Origin of the sequence: Desulfoscipio gibsoniae DSM 7213, assembly GCF_000233715.2 — a bacterium.
Taxonomy (GTDB): Bacteria; Bacillota; Desulfotomaculia; order Desulfotomaculales; family Desulfallaceae; genus Sporotomaculum; species Sporotomaculum gibsoniae.
Genome location: NC_021184.1, coordinates 4,732,356 through 4,751,824 on the forward strand (window position 1 = coordinate 4,732,356; position 19,469 = coordinate 4,751,824).

21 protein-coding genes are annotated in these 19,469 nt (G+C 47.8%); 3 read left to right on the plus strand and 18 right to left on the minus strand.

Going from position 1 to position 19,469, the window contains the following annotated elements; translation table 11 throughout:
* Positions 1-26: 26 nt before the first annotated feature.
* The 4 genes from DESGI_RS22070 to sleB form a co-directional block, all read right to left on the minus strand.
* Entirely contained in the window at positions 27-1,256 is a 1,230-nt protein-coding gene (locus DESGI_RS22070) for an aminotransferase class I/II-fold pyridoxal phosphate-dependent enzyme (protein ID WP_006522287.1), read from the minus strand.
* Positions 1,253-1,744: an Lrp/AsnC family transcriptional regulator gene (locus DESGI_RS22075; RefSeq protein WP_006522286.1), complete on the minus strand. Its 492-nt coding sequence runs from the start codon at positions 1,742-1,744 to the stop codon at positions 1,253-1,255. Before DESGI_RS22075 ends, DESGI_RS22070 begins: the two co-directional genes overlap by 4 nt.
* A 419-nt stretch (positions 1,745-2,163) precedes the next feature.
* Positions 2,164-3,531, minus strand: a complete 1,368-nt coding sequence (gene ypeB / locus DESGI_RS22080) for a germination protein YpeB (protein ID WP_006522285.1) — start codon at positions 3,529-3,531, stop codon at positions 2,164-2,166.
* Positions 3,532-3,580: 49 nt separating this feature from the next.
* The gene (gene sleB / locus DESGI_RS22085) at positions 3,581-4,312 is read right to left on the minus strand and encodes a spore cortex-lytic enzyme (RefSeq protein WP_006522284.1); all 732 of its coding nucleotides are present in this window, start codon (positions 4,310-4,312) and stop codon (positions 3,581-3,583) included.
* Between the two features lie 400 nt (positions 4,313-4,712).
* Between sleB and DESGI_RS22090 the strand changes: the two genes are divergently transcribed.
* Positions 4,713-4,973 carry a hypothetical protein gene (locus DESGI_RS22090; RefSeq protein ID WP_006522283.1) on the plus strand — a complete coding sequence of 87 codons (261 nt, stop codon included), beginning with the start codon at positions 4,713-4,715 and terminating at the stop codon, positions 4,971-4,973.
* 270 nt (positions 4,974-5,243) lie between these two features.
* On the opposite strand, the gene DESGI_RS22095 is transcribed toward DESGI_RS22090, so the two are convergent.
* The 9 genes from DESGI_RS22095 to DESGI_RS22135 all read right to left on the minus strand — a co-directional run bounded on the left by DESGI_RS22095 (position 5,244) and on the right by DESGI_RS22135 (position 12,967).
* Positions 5,244-6,665 carry a cobyrinic acid a,c-diamide synthase CobB gene (locus DESGI_RS22095; RefSeq protein WP_006522282.1) on the minus strand — a complete coding sequence of 474 codons (1,422 nt, stop codon included), beginning with the start codon at positions 6,663-6,665 and terminating at the stop codon, positions 5,244-5,246.
* A gap of 134 nt (positions 6,666-6,799) precedes the next feature.
* Positions 6,800-7,120, minus strand: a complete 321-nt coding sequence (locus DESGI_RS22100; RefSeq protein WP_006522281.1) for a TusE/DsrC/DsvC family sulfur relay protein — start codon at positions 7,118-7,120, stop codon at positions 6,800-6,802.
* 39 nt (positions 7,121-7,159) lie between these two features.
* Complete coding sequence (locus DESGI_RS22105; protein ID WP_006522280.1) at positions 7,160-8,542, minus strand: (Fe-S)-binding protein; 1,383 nt, start codon at positions 8,540-8,542, stop codon at positions 7,160-7,162.
* A gap of 3 nt (positions 8,543-8,545) precedes the next feature.
* Positions 8,546-9,370, minus strand: coding sequence for a respiratory nitrate reductase subunit gamma (locus DESGI_RS22110; protein ID WP_006522279.1), 825 nt, complete (start codon positions 9,368-9,370; stop codon positions 8,546-8,548).
* 51 nt (positions 9,371-9,421) lie between these two features.
* The gene (locus DESGI_RS22115; protein WP_006522278.1) at positions 9,422-9,607 is read right to left on the minus strand and encodes an ATP-binding protein; all 186 of its coding nucleotides are present in this window, start codon (positions 9,605-9,607) and stop codon (positions 9,422-9,424) included.
* A gap of 389 nt (positions 9,608-9,996) precedes the next feature.
* The gene (locus tag DESGI_RS22120) at positions 9,997-10,839 is read right to left on the minus strand and encodes an Mrp/NBP35 family ATP-binding protein (RefSeq protein ID WP_006522277.1); all 843 of its coding nucleotides are present in this window, start codon (positions 10,837-10,839) and stop codon (positions 9,997-9,999) included.
* A gap of 45 nt (positions 10,840-10,884) precedes the next feature.
* Positions 10,885-11,742: an ATP-binding protein gene (locus tag DESGI_RS22125; RefSeq protein ID WP_006522276.1), complete on the minus strand. Its 858-nt coding sequence runs from the start codon at positions 11,740-11,742 to the stop codon at positions 10,885-10,887.
* A complete protein-coding gene (locus tag DESGI_RS22130) occupies positions 11,739-12,584 on the minus strand; it encodes an ATP-binding protein (protein WP_006522275.1) in 846 nt (281 codons plus the stop codon). Before DESGI_RS22130 ends, DESGI_RS22125 begins: the two co-directional genes overlap by 4 nt.
* Entirely contained in the window at positions 12,581-12,967 is a 387-nt protein-coding gene (locus DESGI_RS22135) for a NifB/NifX family molybdenum-iron cluster-binding protein (protein ID WP_006522274.1), read from the minus strand. Before DESGI_RS22135 ends, DESGI_RS22130 begins: the two co-directional genes overlap by 4 nt.
* 203 nt (positions 12,968-13,170) lie before the next feature.
* On the opposite strand from DESGI_RS22135, the gene DESGI_RS22140 reads away from it, so the two are divergent.
* Positions 13,171-13,413 (plus strand): FmdB family zinc ribbon protein, encoded by a 243-nt coding sequence (locus DESGI_RS22140; protein ID WP_006522273.1) that lies wholly within the window; start codon positions 13,171-13,173, stop codon positions 13,411-13,413.
* 56 nt (positions 13,414-13,469) lie between these two features.
* Positions 13,470-14,639 carry a DVU0298 family protein gene (locus tag DESGI_RS22145; protein WP_006522272.1) on the plus strand — a complete coding sequence of 390 codons (1,170 nt, stop codon included), beginning with the start codon at positions 13,470-13,472 and terminating at the stop codon, positions 14,637-14,639.
* Between the two features lie 112 nt (positions 14,640-14,751).
* On the opposite strand, the gene DESGI_RS22150 is transcribed toward DESGI_RS22145, so the two are convergent.
* The 5 genes from DESGI_RS22150 to dsrA form a co-directional block, all read right to left on the minus strand.
* Positions 14,752-15,390 carry a YkgJ family cysteine cluster protein gene (locus tag DESGI_RS22150; RefSeq protein WP_006522271.1) on the minus strand — a complete coding sequence of 213 codons (639 nt, stop codon included), beginning with the start codon at positions 15,388-15,390 and terminating at the stop codon, positions 14,752-14,754.
* Positions 15,387-16,013 (minus strand): tetratricopeptide repeat protein, encoded by a 627-nt coding sequence (locus tag DESGI_RS22155; protein ID WP_006522270.1) that lies wholly within the window; start codon positions 16,011-16,013, stop codon positions 15,387-15,389. The genes DESGI_RS22150 and DESGI_RS22155 overlap by 4 nt, the downstream gene beginning before the upstream one ends.
* A 343-nt stretch (positions 16,014-16,356) precedes the next feature.
* Entirely contained in the window at positions 16,357-16,590 is a 234-nt protein-coding gene (locus DESGI_RS22165) for a dissimilatory sulfite reductase D family protein (protein WP_006522269.1), read from the minus strand.
* A 114-nt stretch (positions 16,591-16,704) separates the two neighbouring features.
* A complete protein-coding gene (dsrB, locus tag DESGI_RS22170; RefSeq protein WP_006522268.1) occupies positions 16,705-17,892 on the minus strand; it encodes a dissimilatory-type sulfite reductase subunit beta in 1,188 nt (395 codons plus the stop codon).
* Positions 17,893-17,904: 12 nt separating this feature from the next.
* Entirely contained in the window at positions 17,905-19,323 is a 1,419-nt protein-coding gene (gene dsrA, locus DESGI_RS22175; RefSeq protein WP_006522267.1) for a dissimilatory-type sulfite reductase subunit alpha, read from the minus strand.
* Positions 19,324-19,469 lie beyond the last annotated feature (146 nt).

Genomic DNA, 19,469 nt, shown 5'->3' on the forward strand with positions numbered 1-19,469 from the left:
TATATACTTTGACAAATTCCTTCTTTCTAAGCGCTTTGACCGCCTGAAATTCTTACCGGTGCGGAAATTACTTTTGGCTGCACACCGTGGCGACGCACAAAACGAGCCATGCGCCGGAAAGCTTCGCTAAGATCATCAAGGGATGCAGCGTAGGAAACCCTTACAAAACCCTCCCCTGATTGACCAAAAGCATTGCCGGGCACCAAAGCGACCTGCTCCTGCTTGAGCAATTCCTCAGCAAATTCCTCACAATTCAGCCCGGTACCAGTCACCTGGGGAAATGCGTAAAAAGCTCCGCCCGGTTCAAAGCAGGGCAACCCCATATCCCGGAAGGATTGCACCACCAGGTGGCGGCGGCGGTTATATTGTTCCACCATGCGGCGCATACCGGGCCGGCCGTTTTTAAGTGCCTCCAGTGCGGCCATCTGTGCGGTAATGGGCGTGCATAGCATGGAATACTGGTGTATTTTAGTCATAGCACCAATAACATCGGGGTGACCGGCAGCATATCCCACCCGCCAGCCAGTCATGGCATAAGCTTTGCTAAAACCGTTTAAAAGCACGGTTCGTTCGCGCATACCGGGCAGTGATGATATACAGGTGTGCTGGCCTATATAGGTTAGCCGGTCATATATTTCATCAGAAATAATCATCAGGTCATTGTGCACCGCCACTTCAGCAATTTTTAACAGTTCTTCCCGGTCCATTACAGCGCCGGTGGGGTTATTGGGGTAACATAAAAGCAAAACTTTGGTCCGGGGCGTTATGGAAGCCTGCACCTGATCTGCCGAAATGCGAAACCCATTTTCCAGACCGGTGGGCATGAACACGGGCACCCCACCGGCCAGGGTAGTGCAGGGAGCATAGGAAACATAGGATGGCTCGGGAATCAACACCTCATCCCCGGGCTCCAGCAGCACACGCATGGCCAGATCCAATGCTTCGCTAACCCCCACGGTAATAAGAATCTCGTCGCGGGGGTTATATTTAACATTATAGGTGCGCTCCAAATCAGCAGCCACGGCCTCCCGTAACTCCAAAAGGCCCCAGTTGGAAGTATACATGGTATAACCTTTTTCCAAGGAGTAAATACAAGCCTCCCGGATATGCCAGGGTGTTACAAAATCGGGCTCGCCCACCCCTAGAGAAATTACACCCTTGGTCTCAGCTACCAAATCAAAAAATTTTCTAATACCCGAGGGTGGCAGATTACGTACCACCGGATTAATTTTTTCCGACCAGTTTTTTTGTATCATGGTGAAATCATCAACCTCCTGTCTTCCTCACCGTCTTCCCATATAACCCCATCCTGCTTATAGGTTTTTAGGACAAAATGCGTGGTGGTGCTGACCACCCCTTCAATGGTGGCCAGTTTGGTGGATACAAAATGTGATACTTCCTTCATACTGCGGCCTTCCAGAAAAACTGCCAAATCATATGTACCACTCATCAAGCGCATACTGCGCACTTCGGGAAAGCGGTAGATACGTTCGGCAACAGCATCGAAGCCAACATCCCGTTGAGGGGTGATACGCACCTCAATAAGTGCATTGACCTTTTCCTCACCCACTTTTTCCCAGTTAATCAGTGTCATATAACAAAGGATAGCCTTTTTGTCCTCCAGTTCCTTGATAATGCTCTGCACCTCAGCCACGTCAATATCAAGCATGACAGCAATTTCTTCCGGCGTTAATTTAGCATTATCCTCAAGCAACTCTAAGATTTCCCTAGTAACATCATCCATATTGTCACCTCTTTCCAGCAAAAATTATATTCATTATGTATTATCTCTAGTAAAGCACTAAAAAACCCCGCCCCTTAATAAGGGACGAGGTATTTTACTCGCGGTACCACCCTGATTGATCGCATTGGACAATACAATCCTCTCGGGGCCCTGTAACGGGGGCAAATCGGCTCAGCCTACTATCCGTTGGAATTCAGCCTGCGGCTCCAGGGCGGCACGGGCACACACACCCGCCGGGCTCACACCATTCCCGGCTCGCTGCGCGATGTACGATTGCCCTTATTCCCCTTCCAAGCGTTGCTCATAATGAATTAAAGATATTCTAGCACGCACCAATATAGGTGTCAACAATTCCGAACCTTAAAACTTAAGGAAAACTGTTGTCGCATATGGTTTGGTTTCCCGGCTGTTCAAGTGCATTACAGGGTAAGTTCACCATCATCTGTATTAACCAGCCTGAGCACATTTTCTTCATCACCGGTTAATGCGTTGATATACACCAGATAGGTCTCCCCACCCTGAGTGCCCCTGAACTCCCAAGTGAGTATTTCTTTTTCCACACCCACCGGGATGACAGCCAGTCTTCCCGTTCCATCTATTTTCAGCCTTTCACTGACCATCACGCGGGCCTCGCGCTCTGTCAGCTTTGGCTTGTCCAGGTTGCGTTTATGGTGTGACATTAGGTAACCCCTGGCATCCATGGCTACCACCTGACCATTATCCAGAGCCACCGTTACTTTGACTAAATCCGGATATATAATGATATCGTCCTGCTTAAGCGCATAGTTAAAAGTAACTGTATTGTCATTGCGCTGGTGGTAACTGATTTGCGTATTTTCATACCCATGATCCCGTAAGTAATCTTCTGCCCTGGACCGGGCCCTGTCGATACTCCAGACCGCTTCGGCCACGTTTCGGGGAGTAACCATCCATATCAGGTGCCCCCCCTGCACGGAAACATCCGCCACAGTAGGCTCGCCAACTACCGCTCCCCCCTGGCGCCGCGCTATCTCCACCCGGTAAGCCCGGATATTGCCTTTCACTTCACCGGTTACCTGGGCCAGCACATTTTCGTCCCCGGGATTATCAAAATATTGCATGGCAATAGACCTAGCTTTAGCCTGGGTAACATTTTTACCCGTTACACCACGGGCCCGTCCTTGTTCCATATGATCTGAGAAAGGACCGTCATATATAAGAGTTGGGTAGGCTTGCATCTGCCGGTCCATGGTTTGGAAGTTTCCGCTGGCCAGTTTTTGGCCTTCCCTGGCCAGGCGATTGGAACTGGATATAGCCAGTTCATAGAGATTTAAAGTTCCGTCCGCTATACTGTTATGAATTTTATTTAGCTCCTTATTCAGGCTTGAGGATTGTTCATAAAGCCGGTTCACCGTATCCCACTGCTCCCGGGTAAGCGGCTTGCCCTCGGCCACCTGCCTGGCCAGCGTATTTGAATAGTCCCCCAGCTGGGTAATAAATTTGGCTGTCCGCCCAAGTATAGCATCGCCTACAGGAAGCTGGGTCAGGCTATCCAGCGCCTGATTGGATTGCTGCCAGATTTCATCAAAAAATTGCACGTTCTTCTCCGGACCGGCTAACACCAAACTTTTACCCAGTAAAACTTCCATGGTCTGCACATGGTCTGCTAAATTATAAAATGCCCGCTGGTAGTTATTATTTACAGCTGTCTGCAACGCGAGTTTTGAGTTATGCTCCTGATAACCCCAGTAGCCAATAGCCAGCGCGGCGATAGCTAATACTCCAAGGGCGGCAAACCACTTTTTCATAGGCCAATTCCTCCTTACTTGTCAGCTGACACCGGTGATACTCCCCAAGTTAGCGGGCGAAAATATGGCGGCCAATACTGGTGATAATGTTTCTGGTCCAGATCCAGGGGCTGACCCTCTTGGATGGATTCCAAAAGAACGTTGCACCCCCTGTGGGATCCATACCCGCCATAGCCTGGCTGGCCGCCCGCAGTGACTCATTAGTAAGCGGCCTGGCATATTGGCCGTTGGTTACTGATTCAAACGCATGGGGTTGATAAACGACCCCTGACAGGGTATTGGGAAAGGCGGAACTTTTAACCCTGTTCAAAATTACAGCACCTACCGCCAGCTTGCCATAATACGGTTCATTGGCCGCTTCGCCTTCAATAACCCGGGCCAGTAGCTGTATATCTCTGGATGTTTCCACAAACCCCGGGGCTACATATTTCCTGTCAGCACCGCCGGTAACCGTTTTATTTTGTCCACCGCCCATACCCAGCGCGGCCCGGGTGTTAGCACCCACTATGCCGTCGGCCCGCAACCCGTTTTTGCGCTGAAAGTCACGCACAGCCTGATAGGTAGCTGATCCGTATGAACCGTCTACGAAGCCATGATAATAGCCCCACTGCTTAAGTTTTTGCTGCAATGCAGTCACCTCACTTCCCCGGCTGCCCCAATAAAGTGTTTTATCCTGAGCCTGGGCAGCACTGCTTGGCAGCAAAATCAGGGCGGCAGAAATTATAATAATTGTGCTTAACATGGCAACCTTAATTTTTTTTACTATCCCACACGTTGACAAAATCAGCACCCCCTGATTTATTTAGGGTTAGTTTTTCAAAAAATGACTTAACCTATGTGCTACCCAAAAAAAATAATATACAGGCAAGGATTGACAGTATCAGGGCAGAATAGATAGAAGTAAAGCTTCATGATACATGAAAGCAAGCCCATGGAAAGACAATATAATTTATTCAATGCAAGCAGCTATATAAGGAATAAGGAGGTGTATAGCCTGGTTTTACGGCGGACTTAACGGGAACTTGTCAATAAAACATTAGGTAAGGCTTAAAGCCAATCTATGGACTTGCTTATAAGTGCTGCACAATGTACAGCTGCGACAAATTATGTATGACAAATATAAAAGCATATTCCCGACCCCACACAGTCAAGCGGTAATAATATAAAACCAGGTAATATTGATGAACAAATATATTGATGTGGATGAGTTTGTGAAAACGAGGCAGGATGAGATTACCCAATTGGTTAATACGGCACTTAATCGCGCCGGTGATATTGTACAGCAAAAGGTTGCCGCAGGCGAAATAAAGGCTAACATGCAAGAAGTGCTGCCTTTACTGCTGTATGAAGTTTTGATTACCAATACGGTAACTACGCTGCGACTGGTAGCGGAGATGATTAACTCAGAGCATACCGCTGGTGATGGCGGTATGGACCACTAACGAGTATTATTAGGAGTTGTTGTTATTGAATACCAAGTCAATTTTATTTATAATTTTTTTGGTAATGGCGGGCATAATGGCCTTTGCCTACGGAGCTTATTATGAATACCGCAAAAGAAAGCCTCAGTGATTAAACACAAGACAGGCAGCAAGACAGGGGCAAGACAGGGGCAAGACAGGGGGACGTTTCGTTTGTCTTATCTATGATAAGACAAACGAAACGTCCCCCTGTCTTGCCCCGCCCGTTTTGCCGTTGCCCGCGCTTACGGCTTACCTGATCGCGCTGTACTTTTCACCAGCGGTTACCAACCTTGGTGCCCAATCTTTGGTGGCCAGCGCGTGCAGGTGTGTGTAACAGGCCAGTACATTTTTATACAGCACACCATCGTATTGCCCGTTGATACCATGGCCTTTGCTAACTCGAAAGGCAAATTTAATTTGATCCTCCGCCAGGTTTTCCACCCGGGAATTGTGGAACTCGTGACCCCGTATGCTTTCCCCAGCAGTAAAGTAGGGACTTGAATTTTCCACCTGCAGGGTAATGTAACCATGTCCCTGGGGCTTATCCAGCATGGTTACGTCATAAGGCAGTGCGCCGGTCATGGCGTGTTTTGCGCCCCGCCAGTCAATACTGCGACCCAAAAACATCAGACCTCCGCACTCTGCGTAGACCGGCAATCCCGCCTCAATACACTGGCGCAAATCACTGAGCAGCCTCACATTGGCACTGATTTCAGCGGCAAACATCTCGGGAAATCCTCCACCAATGTAGGCCGCATCCACCTCGGGCATTTTCGTATCCGACAGAGCATTCACCGGCACCAGTTCGGCACCTGCAGCCACCAGGGCCTCCAGATTTTCCGGATAATAAAAGGTAAACGCCCGGTCCAGAAATACAGCCACCCTGGCACGGGGCACGGCTGGCTTTAACTCTTGCAAACCGGTTGCCCGCATGACTGGAGCATCGCCCGGTGATGTCTCCAGTGCCAGCGGCGATGCCTGGCGGGCCAGCCGTATTATGCCGGGCAAGTCGAGGAATGAACCAGCGGTATTACCGGCCCCATCCACCGCCTCCGCAAGGTTATCATCTTCGGCAGCTGGAATAAGACCCAGATGCCGATCAGGAATGTGGAAATTCTCCCCTTTAGGAATAACCCCAAGTACAGGTATGCCACAGTAGCGCTCAATAGCTGCCCTGAGCATCTGCTCATGGCGTGGTCGTGCCACTTTGTTCAGAATCACTCCCGCCACCTGTACGTCAGGATCAAAATGCTGGTAGCCCGAGACCATGGCCGCTACGCTGCGGGTCATCCGTGTGGCATCCACCACCAGCAGCACCGGCGCATCAATAGCTTTGGCAATTTCAGCCGTACTGCCACTGCCCTCCAGATCCACGCCGTCAAAAAGACCCATGGCGCCCTCCACCACGGCTATATCAACATCGAGGGCGCTGCGCACAAACGAGGCCTGTATCATCCCCCGCTCCATCAAAAAGCTATCCAGATTCCGGCAAGGACGCCCGGTAATCCTGGTCATCCAGCTGGGATCAATAAAATCAGGCCCTTTTTTATATGATTGTACACGATATCCGGCTGATTTCAATGCCGAAAGCAACCCTATGGTGGCCGTGGTTTTGCCCGACCGCCCGTGGGGCGCGGCTATAACCACCCGGGGTATATTATAATGCCTCATTTTTAATCACCGCCCTTCAAGTTTTATTATAACCGCAGCGAAAAATAACAGGCACGGCATTCCCGTCGCTTACTGCGCCGGCGATCACCTGTGCCTGAATATATCATTCATGATAAAAGCATGTCTACATTACATCAAACACATCCGGTCGGCTTGGGCAGACCAGCCATCTTACAGGCTCCCTTGGCCGGGCCGGATGGGAAAAGCTCATAGATATACTTTAAATTGCAACCGGTATCTTGGCAAAGCTTACGTACCATAGGTGCAATTTGATATTGTTTATAATAATCACGCAGGTAATTTATCACTTTCCAATGATCTTCAGTCAACTCTAAAATGCCCTCTGAGGCGGCCAAAGCCATGGCTGCATCTTCATTCCACAAGTCCGGATCAATCATGAAGCCGTCCTCGTCTAATTCAATTTCCACGCCGTTTACGACAATGGCAGCAGACATAGCCTTATGCACCTCCATTTAAAGGTAACTGAAAAATCATTATTTCCAGACCAACGCCTTGCCAACCAGGTCAATTAATCCTTTAACTTCCACACCCAGCTCATGCTCTTCGACCATGGGATACAGCTGGGCTTTACAAATGGAACAAGGCGCACAAAGGATACCGTCGCCGTCTTTACCAACGCCGGTGGCCCTTACCTGTTCGGCCTTTTTCTTGCTGAGCAGAATACGGCGTTGGTACATTTCCGGGTCGTCAAACAAAATGGCTGAACCACCACCACAGCAGAAGTTATCCATACCGTGCGGAGTCATTTCCCGGAAATCGGATACGGAAGCACGCATCAGCACTCGCATATTATCATTCAGTCCACAGGCCCGCACATAGTTACAGGGGTCATGCAGCGTGACAGGCTTATAGTTCTTGCTTGGATCCAGCTTCAACTCGTTTTTGCGAATCATATCCGCCACTTCATCATGGATATGGGTGATGGGCCAGCGTATCGGCCGGTCAGCCAGGGACGGGATGTACATTTTAGCTGCCCGCCAGCCGTGTCCACATTCGCCCCAGACAATTTTCTTAATTCCCAGTTCCTGAGCAGCGTTTAAGAGGCGCATTACATTACCACGCTGAGTCCAGTACTGGTCAAATAAAAGACCAAAGTTGCCGGCCTCGGTGACGGTACTGGGAATAGTCCAATTGGCACCGATATAGGTAAAGTACATGCCCGCGCCCATCAGGGTGTAGGGGTTTAGCAAAAAGTCCGCTGACGAAGGAATATACATAATATCGGAGTCAGGCTTATCAACGGGGAACTCTACTTCCACGCCAAACTCGTCCATAATTTCTTCGGACATAAATTCCAGTGTATCCACAATGCCTGGCTTGGGTAAATTGGTATGGTTACCCACCCGCTCCATGGCGGCACCCACGCTGGCATGCAGTTTAGGGGTAATACCCAGCCAGTGCAACAGCTGACGACCAATAAAGGTTACCTCGCAAGTGTCAATACCAAAAGGGCACACATGGGCACAACGACGGCACTGGCTGCACTGATAGAAATAAGAATACCATTGTTCAATGATATCCAGGCTGATATCCTCAGCACCTACCAGTTTACCAAACCAACGCCCCTCCAGGGTAAAGTAACGCTTATAAATCTTGCGAATCAACTCAGCCCGGTTGGTGGGGATATTGTTGGGGTCCCTGGTGCCAAGATAGGTGTGACAGTTTTCCGCACACTGGCCACACTTGGTGCAGGATTCCATGGCCATGACAAAGGAACGGAATTTTTTGCGAATTTGGTCTAAAAATTCAATTGCTTTTTCCGGTTTTAACTCATCGGGCACCGGCTCAATGTGAATTTTACGCATATCGTCCGGTGTTGCCCGTTGCGGCTGCACCATACCTTTATATTCCGGCATAACTTACACCCCCTCCTCGGCAGCATCTCCGGCAGGCACACCAAGACCGGCCTTACGGGCCGCCGCCACATCAATATTAGGCAAACCGGGGGCGGGATCATGATAGACCCGGTTGACAATATAACGCTCGGCAAACATGCCGAATAAATGCATCAGCTTACTGAATGGTAATGCAATCAGCAAAATCTGCACCAACAAGTAGTGGGCCAGGAAGAACCCGCTTTCCAAAAGCTCCATATGCACCACGGGCTGGAACAGGATAAGCGCCGCCATATATTCGTACACCAGTTCATAATGAATATGGTAAGCAGGAACAAAACGCATAATATTGCCTATACCCACCAGCACCAGCAGGTAAATCAGCCAAAGATTATCGCTGGGCTTGGTTACCAGCTTAACATTTTCCAGGGCAAAACGCCTGTAAAGCAGGTACAATAAAGCAACAAATAATAATATACCAAAAACAGAACCCAACAAATCGGACATTTCCACACTGAGTTCCGGTGTAATACCCAGGCCTGGAATCATTGCGAACTCTTCACCCAAAGTGCCAAAACCTACAATGTGCCCGCCAATAATGTTAAGCAATGCAAAGTGCATCAGCAGGGCACCGGCCCACAGGGCTTTATCAAATCTAAACAAGTTGCGGAATAAAAATGCTTCCGAGCCAATCCTCACGGCAACCTGGCCATTGGTTTGCAGCCAGGGCGACAGAGTAATATTATGCACAATACGCGCACCGGCCCAACGTCCCAAACGGTAAAGTATGCCAAGGGTAAACAAGGTCACTGTTATATACGGAAGTATTTGTCCAATTAATAACTTCACTCACACACCTCCCACGGAGCATAGCTCTCGGCGTACGGGTCAAAACACATATTAATTTTCCTCCACAGTAACGGCACCGCTGGGGCACACGCTGACACAAGTCTCGCAACCGAGGCAGTCATCGGCATTAACCACAGCAGCTTTACCGTCCTCCATTTCCAGAACAGATGCCGGGCAATTTTCGACACATTCACCACAGCCCTCACACTTGTCACGGTCAACGGTAACTACGTACATTACGTTCACCTCCTTAACAAATTATGTTTGTACACTTCCTGCAGGCAGCACCGCCGGAGCAAAACCGCCTTCATTGAATAACTACGGTTTAACCGTATAAATCCCCTATACCATATTCGTTGTCTGCGAAATTATTCCTTCCGCAAAAGAACAATAAGTATTGGTTTTTTTTCAGAATAAAGCAAATACCTGCAAAAAATGACTAGCCATAGCGGTCATTAATGCATTTTCGTTATTTAACTGAATAATTAAATTAAGTTCATAATTAATTTTATACCAGGAAGCATAGTCAGTCCATAGGGGACTTATGGCATAAAACAAGCAAAACCGCCTGCCGCCAGGCGGTTTACAGCTAAATGAAAAATCTCTTATTTCCACATGCCGAATACTTAGGAAACGCTGGTTACCCTGTTAATAATTATGTCATCCAGACCTTTAAACAGCTCACGGTCGTACTTTTCTATCTGACCGGCATCGCTTAACTCTGCCAGAGCGGGATCAATAGGTAGATTTTCCAAAAGGCGCAAGCCCATGGATGTGGCCAGAGAGGCAGCGTGACTTTCGCCAAATACCTTGATTTCCTTGCCACAGTCCGGGCAGCGCAGATAGCTCATATTTTCCACAAACCCCAGCACTGGTATATTCATGTGATTGACCATGTTGACAGCTTTACGCACCACCATATTGGCCAGGTCCTGGGGTGAGGTTACAATAATCACGCCATCGAGGGGCAATGACTGCATAACTGTTAAGGGCACATCGCCAGTTCCCGGTGGCAGGTCCACCACCATAAAGTCAACTTTACCCCAGGCAACATCGGTCCAAAATTGTTTAACGGCACCGGCAATTATGGGACCGCGCCAGATTACCGGCTGATCCTCATTTTCCAGCAGCAGGTTCAGTGACATGATTTTAATGCCTTTTTCCGTCATTTTAGCATACATTACATTTTCATCATGCTGGGGGACACCACTGACACCAAACATTTTAGGAATGCTGGGCCCGGTGATATCGGCATCCAGTACCCCTACCTGGTAACCTTTATTGGCCAGGCTTAACGCCACCAGAGCGGAAACCGAAGATTTACCCACCCCACCCTTGCCGCTCATTACAGCAATAACGTGCTTAATGTCGTTATATTCATTTTGGGGCAAAATATCAATACCACATTTATCCGGCGAACATCCCTCGGTTTTCTGATTGCAGCTGCTGCATTTTTCGTCTTGTGACATAATCCTCTCCCCTTTTATGTTAATAATCATGCTTTCAAAATAATACTATATACCCAATTCTTCCTGCATGCAATGCCATAGGGAAATAATATCCTCAACTACAGTACTAACCATTTGAATAACAGGTTTTCCCTTCATAGCAGCTGCAATGACAGCGGGGTCGTACCCTATATGTCCCACCACGGGTACATTTACTTCACTGCACATTTTTTCTACCTGCCTGGTATTTTCCGGGTTGATATCCCACTTATTAATACATACCGCTGCTTTAACTCCGAAGTGCGAAGTTAGATCCAGCACCCTGGATAAATCATGTATGGATGATAGGGTGGGTTCTACCACCACCAATGCTAGATCTGTGCCACCAAGCGAAGAAATTACGGGGCAGCCAATACCCGGCGGACCATCGGTGATGATTAACTCTTTGCCCTCCCTATCAGCTAATTCCCGAGCCTGCTTGCGCACTTCAGCTACTAATTTGCCCGAATTATCCTGGGCTATACCCAGGCGGGCATGTACAAAGGGACCAAACTTAGTGCTGCAAATAAACCATTCTCCGGCTAGATTTTCCACCAACCGAACAGCGGCCTCCGGACAAGCATGGTAGCACACCAGACAGCCCTCGCAGCACAGCACATCCACTTTTCCTGATTTTATAGCACCGTAATGGCATAATTCTTCACACAGCCCGCATCCGGTGCACTTATCAACATCAATTTCAACCCGGGGCATGCCCCAAAAATTGTTTTTAGATTCAATACAGGGGTTTAGTAGTAGATGCAAATTCGCCGCATCTACATCACAGTCCGCTATCACATGATTTTCAGCCAGTACGGCTATTGAGGCGGCAATACTGGTTTTACCGGTGCCGCCCTTACCGCTGATTATGGTTATTTCTTTCATCCGGCTACCAGCTCCTCGATATCCCGATATAGCTGCCTGAAGTCAGCTTCCCACTGTTTATCCAGCTTAACAAGGGGCACCCCCCGGGAATAAGCTTCAGCAATTCTTTTGCTAAGGGGTATGGTCATTAACAGGGGCAATTTTTCTTTTTGGCAATATTGTTCTATCAAGCCAATGCCGTTATGGGCACGATTGATCAACACGCCACAGGGTACCCTTAATGTTCTGACCATTTGTACAGCTAAATTCAAGTCGTTTAAACCAAAGGGGGTTGGCTCAGTAACCAATAAACAAAAATCAGTACCCCGCACGGTATGAATAACCGGGCAGGACGTGCCCGGAGGCGCATCCAATATTGAAATATCAGCATTGACCCGGGCTTTAACCGCATCCACCAGGGGAGGGCTAAGGGCCGCCCCAACTTCAAGACAACCACGAGCAAATATTATATTGCCCGATAAACCCTTTTCTACCCTGCCGATTTTTTTCGGTATAGGAGTGACAGCCTCAGCAGGACAAAAATATTGGCAGCCGCCGCATCCATGACAAAATTCAGGAAAGGTAATTACGCTATCCTCGGTGCACAGCAGGGCACCAAAGGCACATAAATCAGCGCACTTGCCACAATAAGTGCATTTTTCATTGTCGATCTGGGGCACTTCAATATAAATTTCCCTGGCATCTTGCATTTCGGGATTAAGAAAAATATGTCCATTGGGCTCTTCAACATCACAATCAATATAGGCAATCCCTTGGTTATTTGCTGACAGAGCCAAGGCAATATTTGTGGCTATAGTGGTTTTACCGGTACCGCCCTTACCACTGGCCACCGAAATTATCATTTTACCACCCGCCCTGATCCTTTAATTCCTGAGTGCTGGCGTGCATTGGGCACAGCCAGCGGCTCCATGAGCCCGTTTTTATATTTTTCCAATGTCTGAGCAACGGTACCTGAAACACCTGTATATACTGACACACCGCTGCTGGATAGAGCTGTCATGGCTTTGGGGCCAACCCGGCCGGTCAAAACAACATCCACATGATGGCGCAACAAAACCTGGGTGGTTTTGATACCGGCACCCTCGGCGCTGGCAGCCCCTTCATTATTTATTACTTCCTGCAGGTTGCCCTGCTTATCAAACACCAAAAAATAGGCGCAGCGCCCAAAACGCTCTTCCGCTGGTGCACTGACCTCCGAACCGGCGGCGCTAACCGCTATTTTCATATTCATCATCCTCCGGTATTATTATATATTTTGTTCATATGTCTATTTACATTTTAATATTAATTGTTTTATGAACCTATGTCAATAATAAATATTAAAAACCCCTTCTATGAACTGTTTGACGCCTAACGGCTATGTTGATATACTTAATTAGACAGGCTTTCAAATAATATTTGATAAAACGATTTGAGGGGAAGGTAATTATGCCTATCTTTGAATTTCGATGTTTAAAATGCGGCAATATTTTTGAGAAACTTTTTATTACCAGACAGGAAGAATTTGTGGTGCATTGCCCGGAGTGCAATGCGGATTCCTTGGAGCGCGTAATCAGCAAAACCAATTATGTTATGGGGCCCGGCAAAGACGGAGGCAAAGCCAAGATGACTACAAAATCATGCGGTTCCGGCAACAGCTGCACGTCTTTTGAGATACCCGGTCCCGAGTGATATATGTTGTTTAATGTCAAGCAATTTACTAGTAAAGGGGCGCGTTTAAGTTTCTCATGAATGAACACAAACGTAACCTGATGGAGGAGTACACGGGCCGGGATCCGCGGGTAATAACAACGTGCCCTTTTTGCGGTTTACCCATTGAAAGGCCCACGGAGCAAATCCTACGCCGGCCGATGGAAATGCCGGTAGGATCATGTTCCTGCGGCGCAGTATACGCTTACGATGCCACCGGGCACAACCTGGGGACTGCTTTTTCAGAAGCGCTTGTCTTTGCTTGTAACATGGATTGGGATTTGGCCTGGAATTTATTACCTGAAGATGACTATCTGGAAGAGCTGGTGGAACATTACGATATTGAAAGCAACTATATAATTCCGGTGGGAGCATACGAGGGCAGACGCGTTTCGGGTGCCCTTTATTTCATTAGGATGCACAATGATATTCAAGAGGTGACCCGCCAGGGCGTACAAAAAAAATTGGATCGTACCAGGTCCGCTACTGTTACACACCCACCTTCCGCCAGAACAGGTATAAGGAAAAATATTGATAAACGGGAAATCGAGGCCTTGGTGAATAGTTATCAATTGGAGCCATTGCTAGATATTGCCGAGCATGACAAAAGAATTATTAGATACCTGCAGCGCATGCTTTATACCGGTGACGAGTTACTTCGTTTAAAAACAACAGATGCTTTGGGGCAAGTCTGCGCCGTTATTGCTCAATATGAGCCCGGCACTGTATCCAGGCTTTTGCAGAGGTTATTTACATCCATCTCCGATGCCGGTTATGGTGCATCGAACTGGGGGGCTATTGATGCCATAGGCAAGATCATCGCAGCCTCTCCAGATATATTTGGTGGCTATGTACCCACCTTATTTCAATTTCTGGAAGAAGAGGATGACAAATTAAGGCCAACAGTGTTAAGAGCACTGGGGGTCATCGCCCGGGCCAGGCCCGACTTGATAAACAAAAGTTACTCATATTTTATAAAATTTATCGAGATGGATGAACCCCTAACCCGGGGCTATGCGATATGGCTTATAGGGCACCTGGCCTCGTCTAAAACTCCCAGGCACGGCACGTCCGAGGTCAGGATGAAATTGCCCGATGTTACTGGTGACCATCGGCAAATAAGGATTTATGCTCATAGCGTTTTAGAGGAGAAAAGCATATCTCAATTGGCCACAAAGGCTCTGGAAAAACTAGGGGACACGAACTAGTTACAAATAACAACCAACAAGAACATAAAAGCGTAAAAGCGCTACCCGGTAACACGGGAAGTGCTTTTACGCTTTTATGGGACACATGCATTAAATTTTCGCCGCAGGTATTTCATTGTTTTGTTTCTAATTTGAGCAATTGTTCCAAAGGAGTTTTAATCGATTTAGATACCGATAGCAGCAATGCAGCACGCTCCGGATCACCGACTCCGGCCCTTTCCAAAAATTTGGCGGACAAACGGTAAAGTTCCTTGTATACACTGTCAAGATCAAATGCAGGATAAGACTGACCCTTTTCAAAACCTGTTTTAAAGCAGGCATGCACTTTACCGTTAATCAGCGTGGGAATGCCATAAACCCGGCAGGTAATCGGCCTTGCCGAATATAGCCGGCATCTTTGATCATCATTTAAAAGCGGGCACCTGACTCTCTCTTTGCCAATGGCTTCAGTAAGTTTTTGGGGGTCCCCTCCGCATTCCTGCAATCTTTTCTCCATAGCCAGCAGGGCTTCGTCTGCCTCATCCGCACAGGTCATGATGCTTTGCCGGCTGTTTTCATCCAAAGCACTGATTTGCTTATTAAGGTAAGCTGATTCAATTAAAAAAAGTCCAAATACTGCGCTGCAGCAATCGGAACATTGCTCCGCACACTTGATGCATGCTGCGTAATCTTTCTCCATCCCTTGGAAAGCGGCATCTGCCTTGGCTACCAGCTGTTCATACTCTTTGAATATATCATCATATTGTTTCATTTTTTACGATACGGCTCCAATTCTTTTAGAAAATCGGGGTGCACCCCAAAACCAAGTTTTATGGCTTTATCAACATGCTTAATAGCTTTTTCATAATTATCTTTCAGATAGTAGGCAAATGCGAGATTGTTTTGTCCCAGGGCAAATTCCGGGGCAAATTCAACCAACTTTTCTCCAGTGGCAATGGCTTTATCAAGGTCATCTTTTTGGATATAAGCGTTGATTAGATTGCTCCAGGCCTGAACAATTTCAGGATTCAATTCAATGGCCTCATTTAGCGCTTCAATGGCTTCATCCGTTTTGCTCATCTGCAAATAAGCAAACCCCTGGTTGGCATAGCCCCGAGCATACCTGGGCTCTATTTCCACCGCTTTTTTATTGGCCTCGACGACCTTTTCCAGGTCGCCCAGCTTAAAATAGATATAACCCAGGTTAACACAGGCTTCAAACATTCGGCCACTGTTAGCAATGGCCTCCTCGAAAAAATTAATGGCCTCGTTTAATTTACCCTGCTGCATAAGCGAAACACCCAGATTGTATTGGGCATTGGCACATTCCGGGTTTTCATTAAGCATATTAATTTGCTCTTCAATAAACTCTCTGGAATCCTGTGGCGTGGTCATAATTATCGGCCTTTCTAATTCAAAAATTTAAGGAGTAATTATTAAACAGCATGCCCCTATAAGCTGCTGAATATCTGTTAATCCAAAAATGATTATAGCAACCGTCACATGAAGGCAAAAAGCACTTACTCTTTCAACGTATTTCTCGTTTAAAAAATTTGTATTCAAAGCAAGCTTCGGTGCCGACCAGCTTTGGTGCCGGGTGTTGAAAGGTTGAAAATCATAGATTTTCAACCTTTCAACACCCGGCACCCGTCTCCCGTGCGGAATTTTTGAACTGGCTCTTTAAAAAGAGAGACCGCTGTCCAAATGGGCTAGCAGCCTCTCCCCAAAATAAAACAGTCTATTCCGGATCTTCAGTCATACCCCTGCCTTTAAGACCATACATAGTGCTGCTGCCGGTGGAGAAATAAATCATGGTGCCGTCATTAATCAGCGCTGTGCAGGCTTTTTTAATTTCCCTTGCTTTGGCATCGGGGTTAACTTTTTGTACGGCTTTTTCAATATCTTTAAAATAAAACTTGGTTTTCTTACTGGTTTCGGCGAATTCAACAATAATTTTTTTCATTTCGTCCATATTAACAACCTCTCTCCTTTAAGCAAAAGGTTATAGTGTAAATAAAGGGTTAGCCCTGCTGCTGCAACATAAATTGCAACAGCAGGTCTAAACCCTGTATTAATTCCGCTAAAATTATTCTATCCCACCAGCAGCTTTTGATACATTCCAGGCAGCATCAGTGAATTTGAACTGAGTACTAGTCCGCCAGGTATCATAAGCTAAGCGGTAGTCATCAATGAGGTGCTCGGTGAATTCCAGGCCGGTCTTCTCGAAGAATTTTTCCCAGCCAATCCGTTCAGCCCAATCACCCAGACGCTCGTACTTGTTAGCGTCGACAGCATAGGCTTCCAGGATCTTCTTGACGTTTTCCACCACTTCCGGGAACCTCGGGAAGGTGTTCGGCAGCCAGGGCACGACAACCTTGGAGAATTTGGGCTTGCTGATCCGGTTGGAGATCTTGCCGCCGGCCAGAATGGTCACGCCGTCGCCTTCTTTGTCGGAAAGGGGCAGAGCCTGGCACATGGTATAGCAGTTACCACAGAACATGCAGCGCTCTTGCTTAATTTTGACGGTTTTGCCGCCTTCCGGAGTCTTGTCCGGAGAAATGGCACCCAGTGGGCAGGCCGCAATGGCCAGCGGAATTTCGCAAACCTTGTCGATAACTTCGTGGTCGATAATGGGAGGCTTGCGGTGGTAACCCAACAGAGCGATATCCGAGCAGTGCACGGCACCGCACATATTCAGGCAGCAAGCCATGGATACGCGCACTTTAGCCGGCAGGGTCATGCCCTGGAAGTATTCAAACAATTCGTCCGACACAGCCTTAACCATGGAGGAAGCGTCAGTGGCCGGGGTATGGCAGTGCACATAACCCTGGGTATGCACGATGTTGGTTACGCCGGCGCCTGTGCCACCGATGGGGAACTTGTAGCTGCCGGACACAAATTTACGGCTTTCCAGGTCTTTCTTCAGAGCTTCCAGCTTCTCAATGCTATCCACCAGGAACTCAATGTTGTTACGGGTGGTAAAGCGCACAGAACCTTCACAGTATTTATCGGCTATATCGCAGATTTCCCTGACGTGCTGCACGGTCATAAACCGGGCTGCACCGCATCTTACGGTGTATACCTTGTCACCGGTTTCAGATACGTGCACTAAAATACCGGGTTCCAACACTTCGTGGTAAGCCCATTTGCCATAGTTGTTCTGAATGACAGGAGGGAAGTACTGCCAGAAGTGTCTGGGACCCAGGTCTGTCAGCCTGTCCTTCAGGGGATCCTTGGGGTCATATAATCCGAGTCTATCTAAAGATAAAGCCATCAAACAAACCTCCTATCTCTTATGTCTGGCCCGATATTCTTTGATATCCCTAGTCCAGCCGCCGGGTACGTCCTCTTCCTTCCAAAGGATGTACGGGTTTTCACGCGGAGTTTTAACCATCTGCGGCGCCGGTGGCAATCCAATTGCTTCAAGGAATTTCGGCAGACCAAAGCGCTGCATCACTTCACCCAGACGCTCGCGGTTTTTACCTTCTTCCATCCAGAATTCCCATACTTTCTCGATGAGCTCTTTAATGTTATCATAAGGCGGTTCGGCCTTCATGAAAGGAACGACGAGAGTAGCCATTTGAGCGCCCTCGAGAATCGGTGCCTTAGCTCCAAAAAGGATACTGATACCGGTATCTTTACCGGGTTTTAGCGCCTTGGGCATAACGTTGATGCAGTGCATGCAGCGGGTGCATTCTTTGTTGTCAATCACAAGCTCGCCGTCAACCATGGACATGCACTTGGTGGGGCACAGATCTATAACTTCTTTTTGAATATCAAATTTACCCCAATCTCTTCCCCTGTGCGCACCGCCGTTGGGTATTACATCACCGGCGATGTAAGCTTTAACCGCATCCTGGTCAATGCGGATATCATCTCTCCAGGTACCGATAAAGGACATATCGGAACGGGCAATGGAAGCCACGCAGCCGTTCGGGCAGCCGTCAAACTTAAACTTAAATTTGTACGGGAAAGCCGGGCGGTGCAGCTCGTCTTGATAGTATTGGGTCAGTTCATAGCACAGATCCTGTGTATCATAGCAGGCAAACTCGCAGCGGGCTTTACCTATGCAGCAGGAAGGTGTGCGCAGGTTGGAGCCGGAACCACCGATATCCTGGCCCATTACATGGGTCAGCTCAAAGAAAATGGGTTCCAACTGCTCAGTGGTTGTCCCCAGCAGAACCATGTCACCGGTGGAGCCATGCAGGTTCATCAAACCGCTGCCCCGGTATTCCCACATGTCACAGACAGTCCGCAAAAAGTCCGAATTATAGAACTTACTGGCGGGCTGGTTGACCCGGATAGTGTGGAAATGGGCGATAGAAGGATATTTTTCCGGCAGGTCGGAATATCTGCCGATAACACCGCCACCGTAACCAAACACGCCGACGATACCGCCGTGTTTCCAGTGGGTTTCACCCTCGTCAAAGGATACTTGAAGCTGGCCAAGCATGTCCTCGACAACATCCCGGTCGATGAGCATTTTGTCATCAGCCAGTTTCCTTCTACGCAGGGCTTCCTGCTTGGCATCGGCCACAAAGCTGGGCCACGGGCCTTTTTCCAGCTCTTCCAGGTCGGGAATTTCATGTTTAATCTTAAAATTCTTGAGTTCTTCCTCTGTATAATTGTTTAGTTCTGCATCAGTATAAATCCTTGTCTCTTGGTACTTAATTTCCTTTTGCGGTTCTTTTGGCTCAAAAGGCACTGCAATACCTCCTTTTGTTAATAAGCTAAATAGCTAGAAAATTTATGATTAATGGCCGATTCTCAGTAGCCTGGTGACACCCCCTTCCAAAATATAAATAACAAGCCGGAAAGACGCGAAAACTCAGCCTCACCAAACCCATTTTC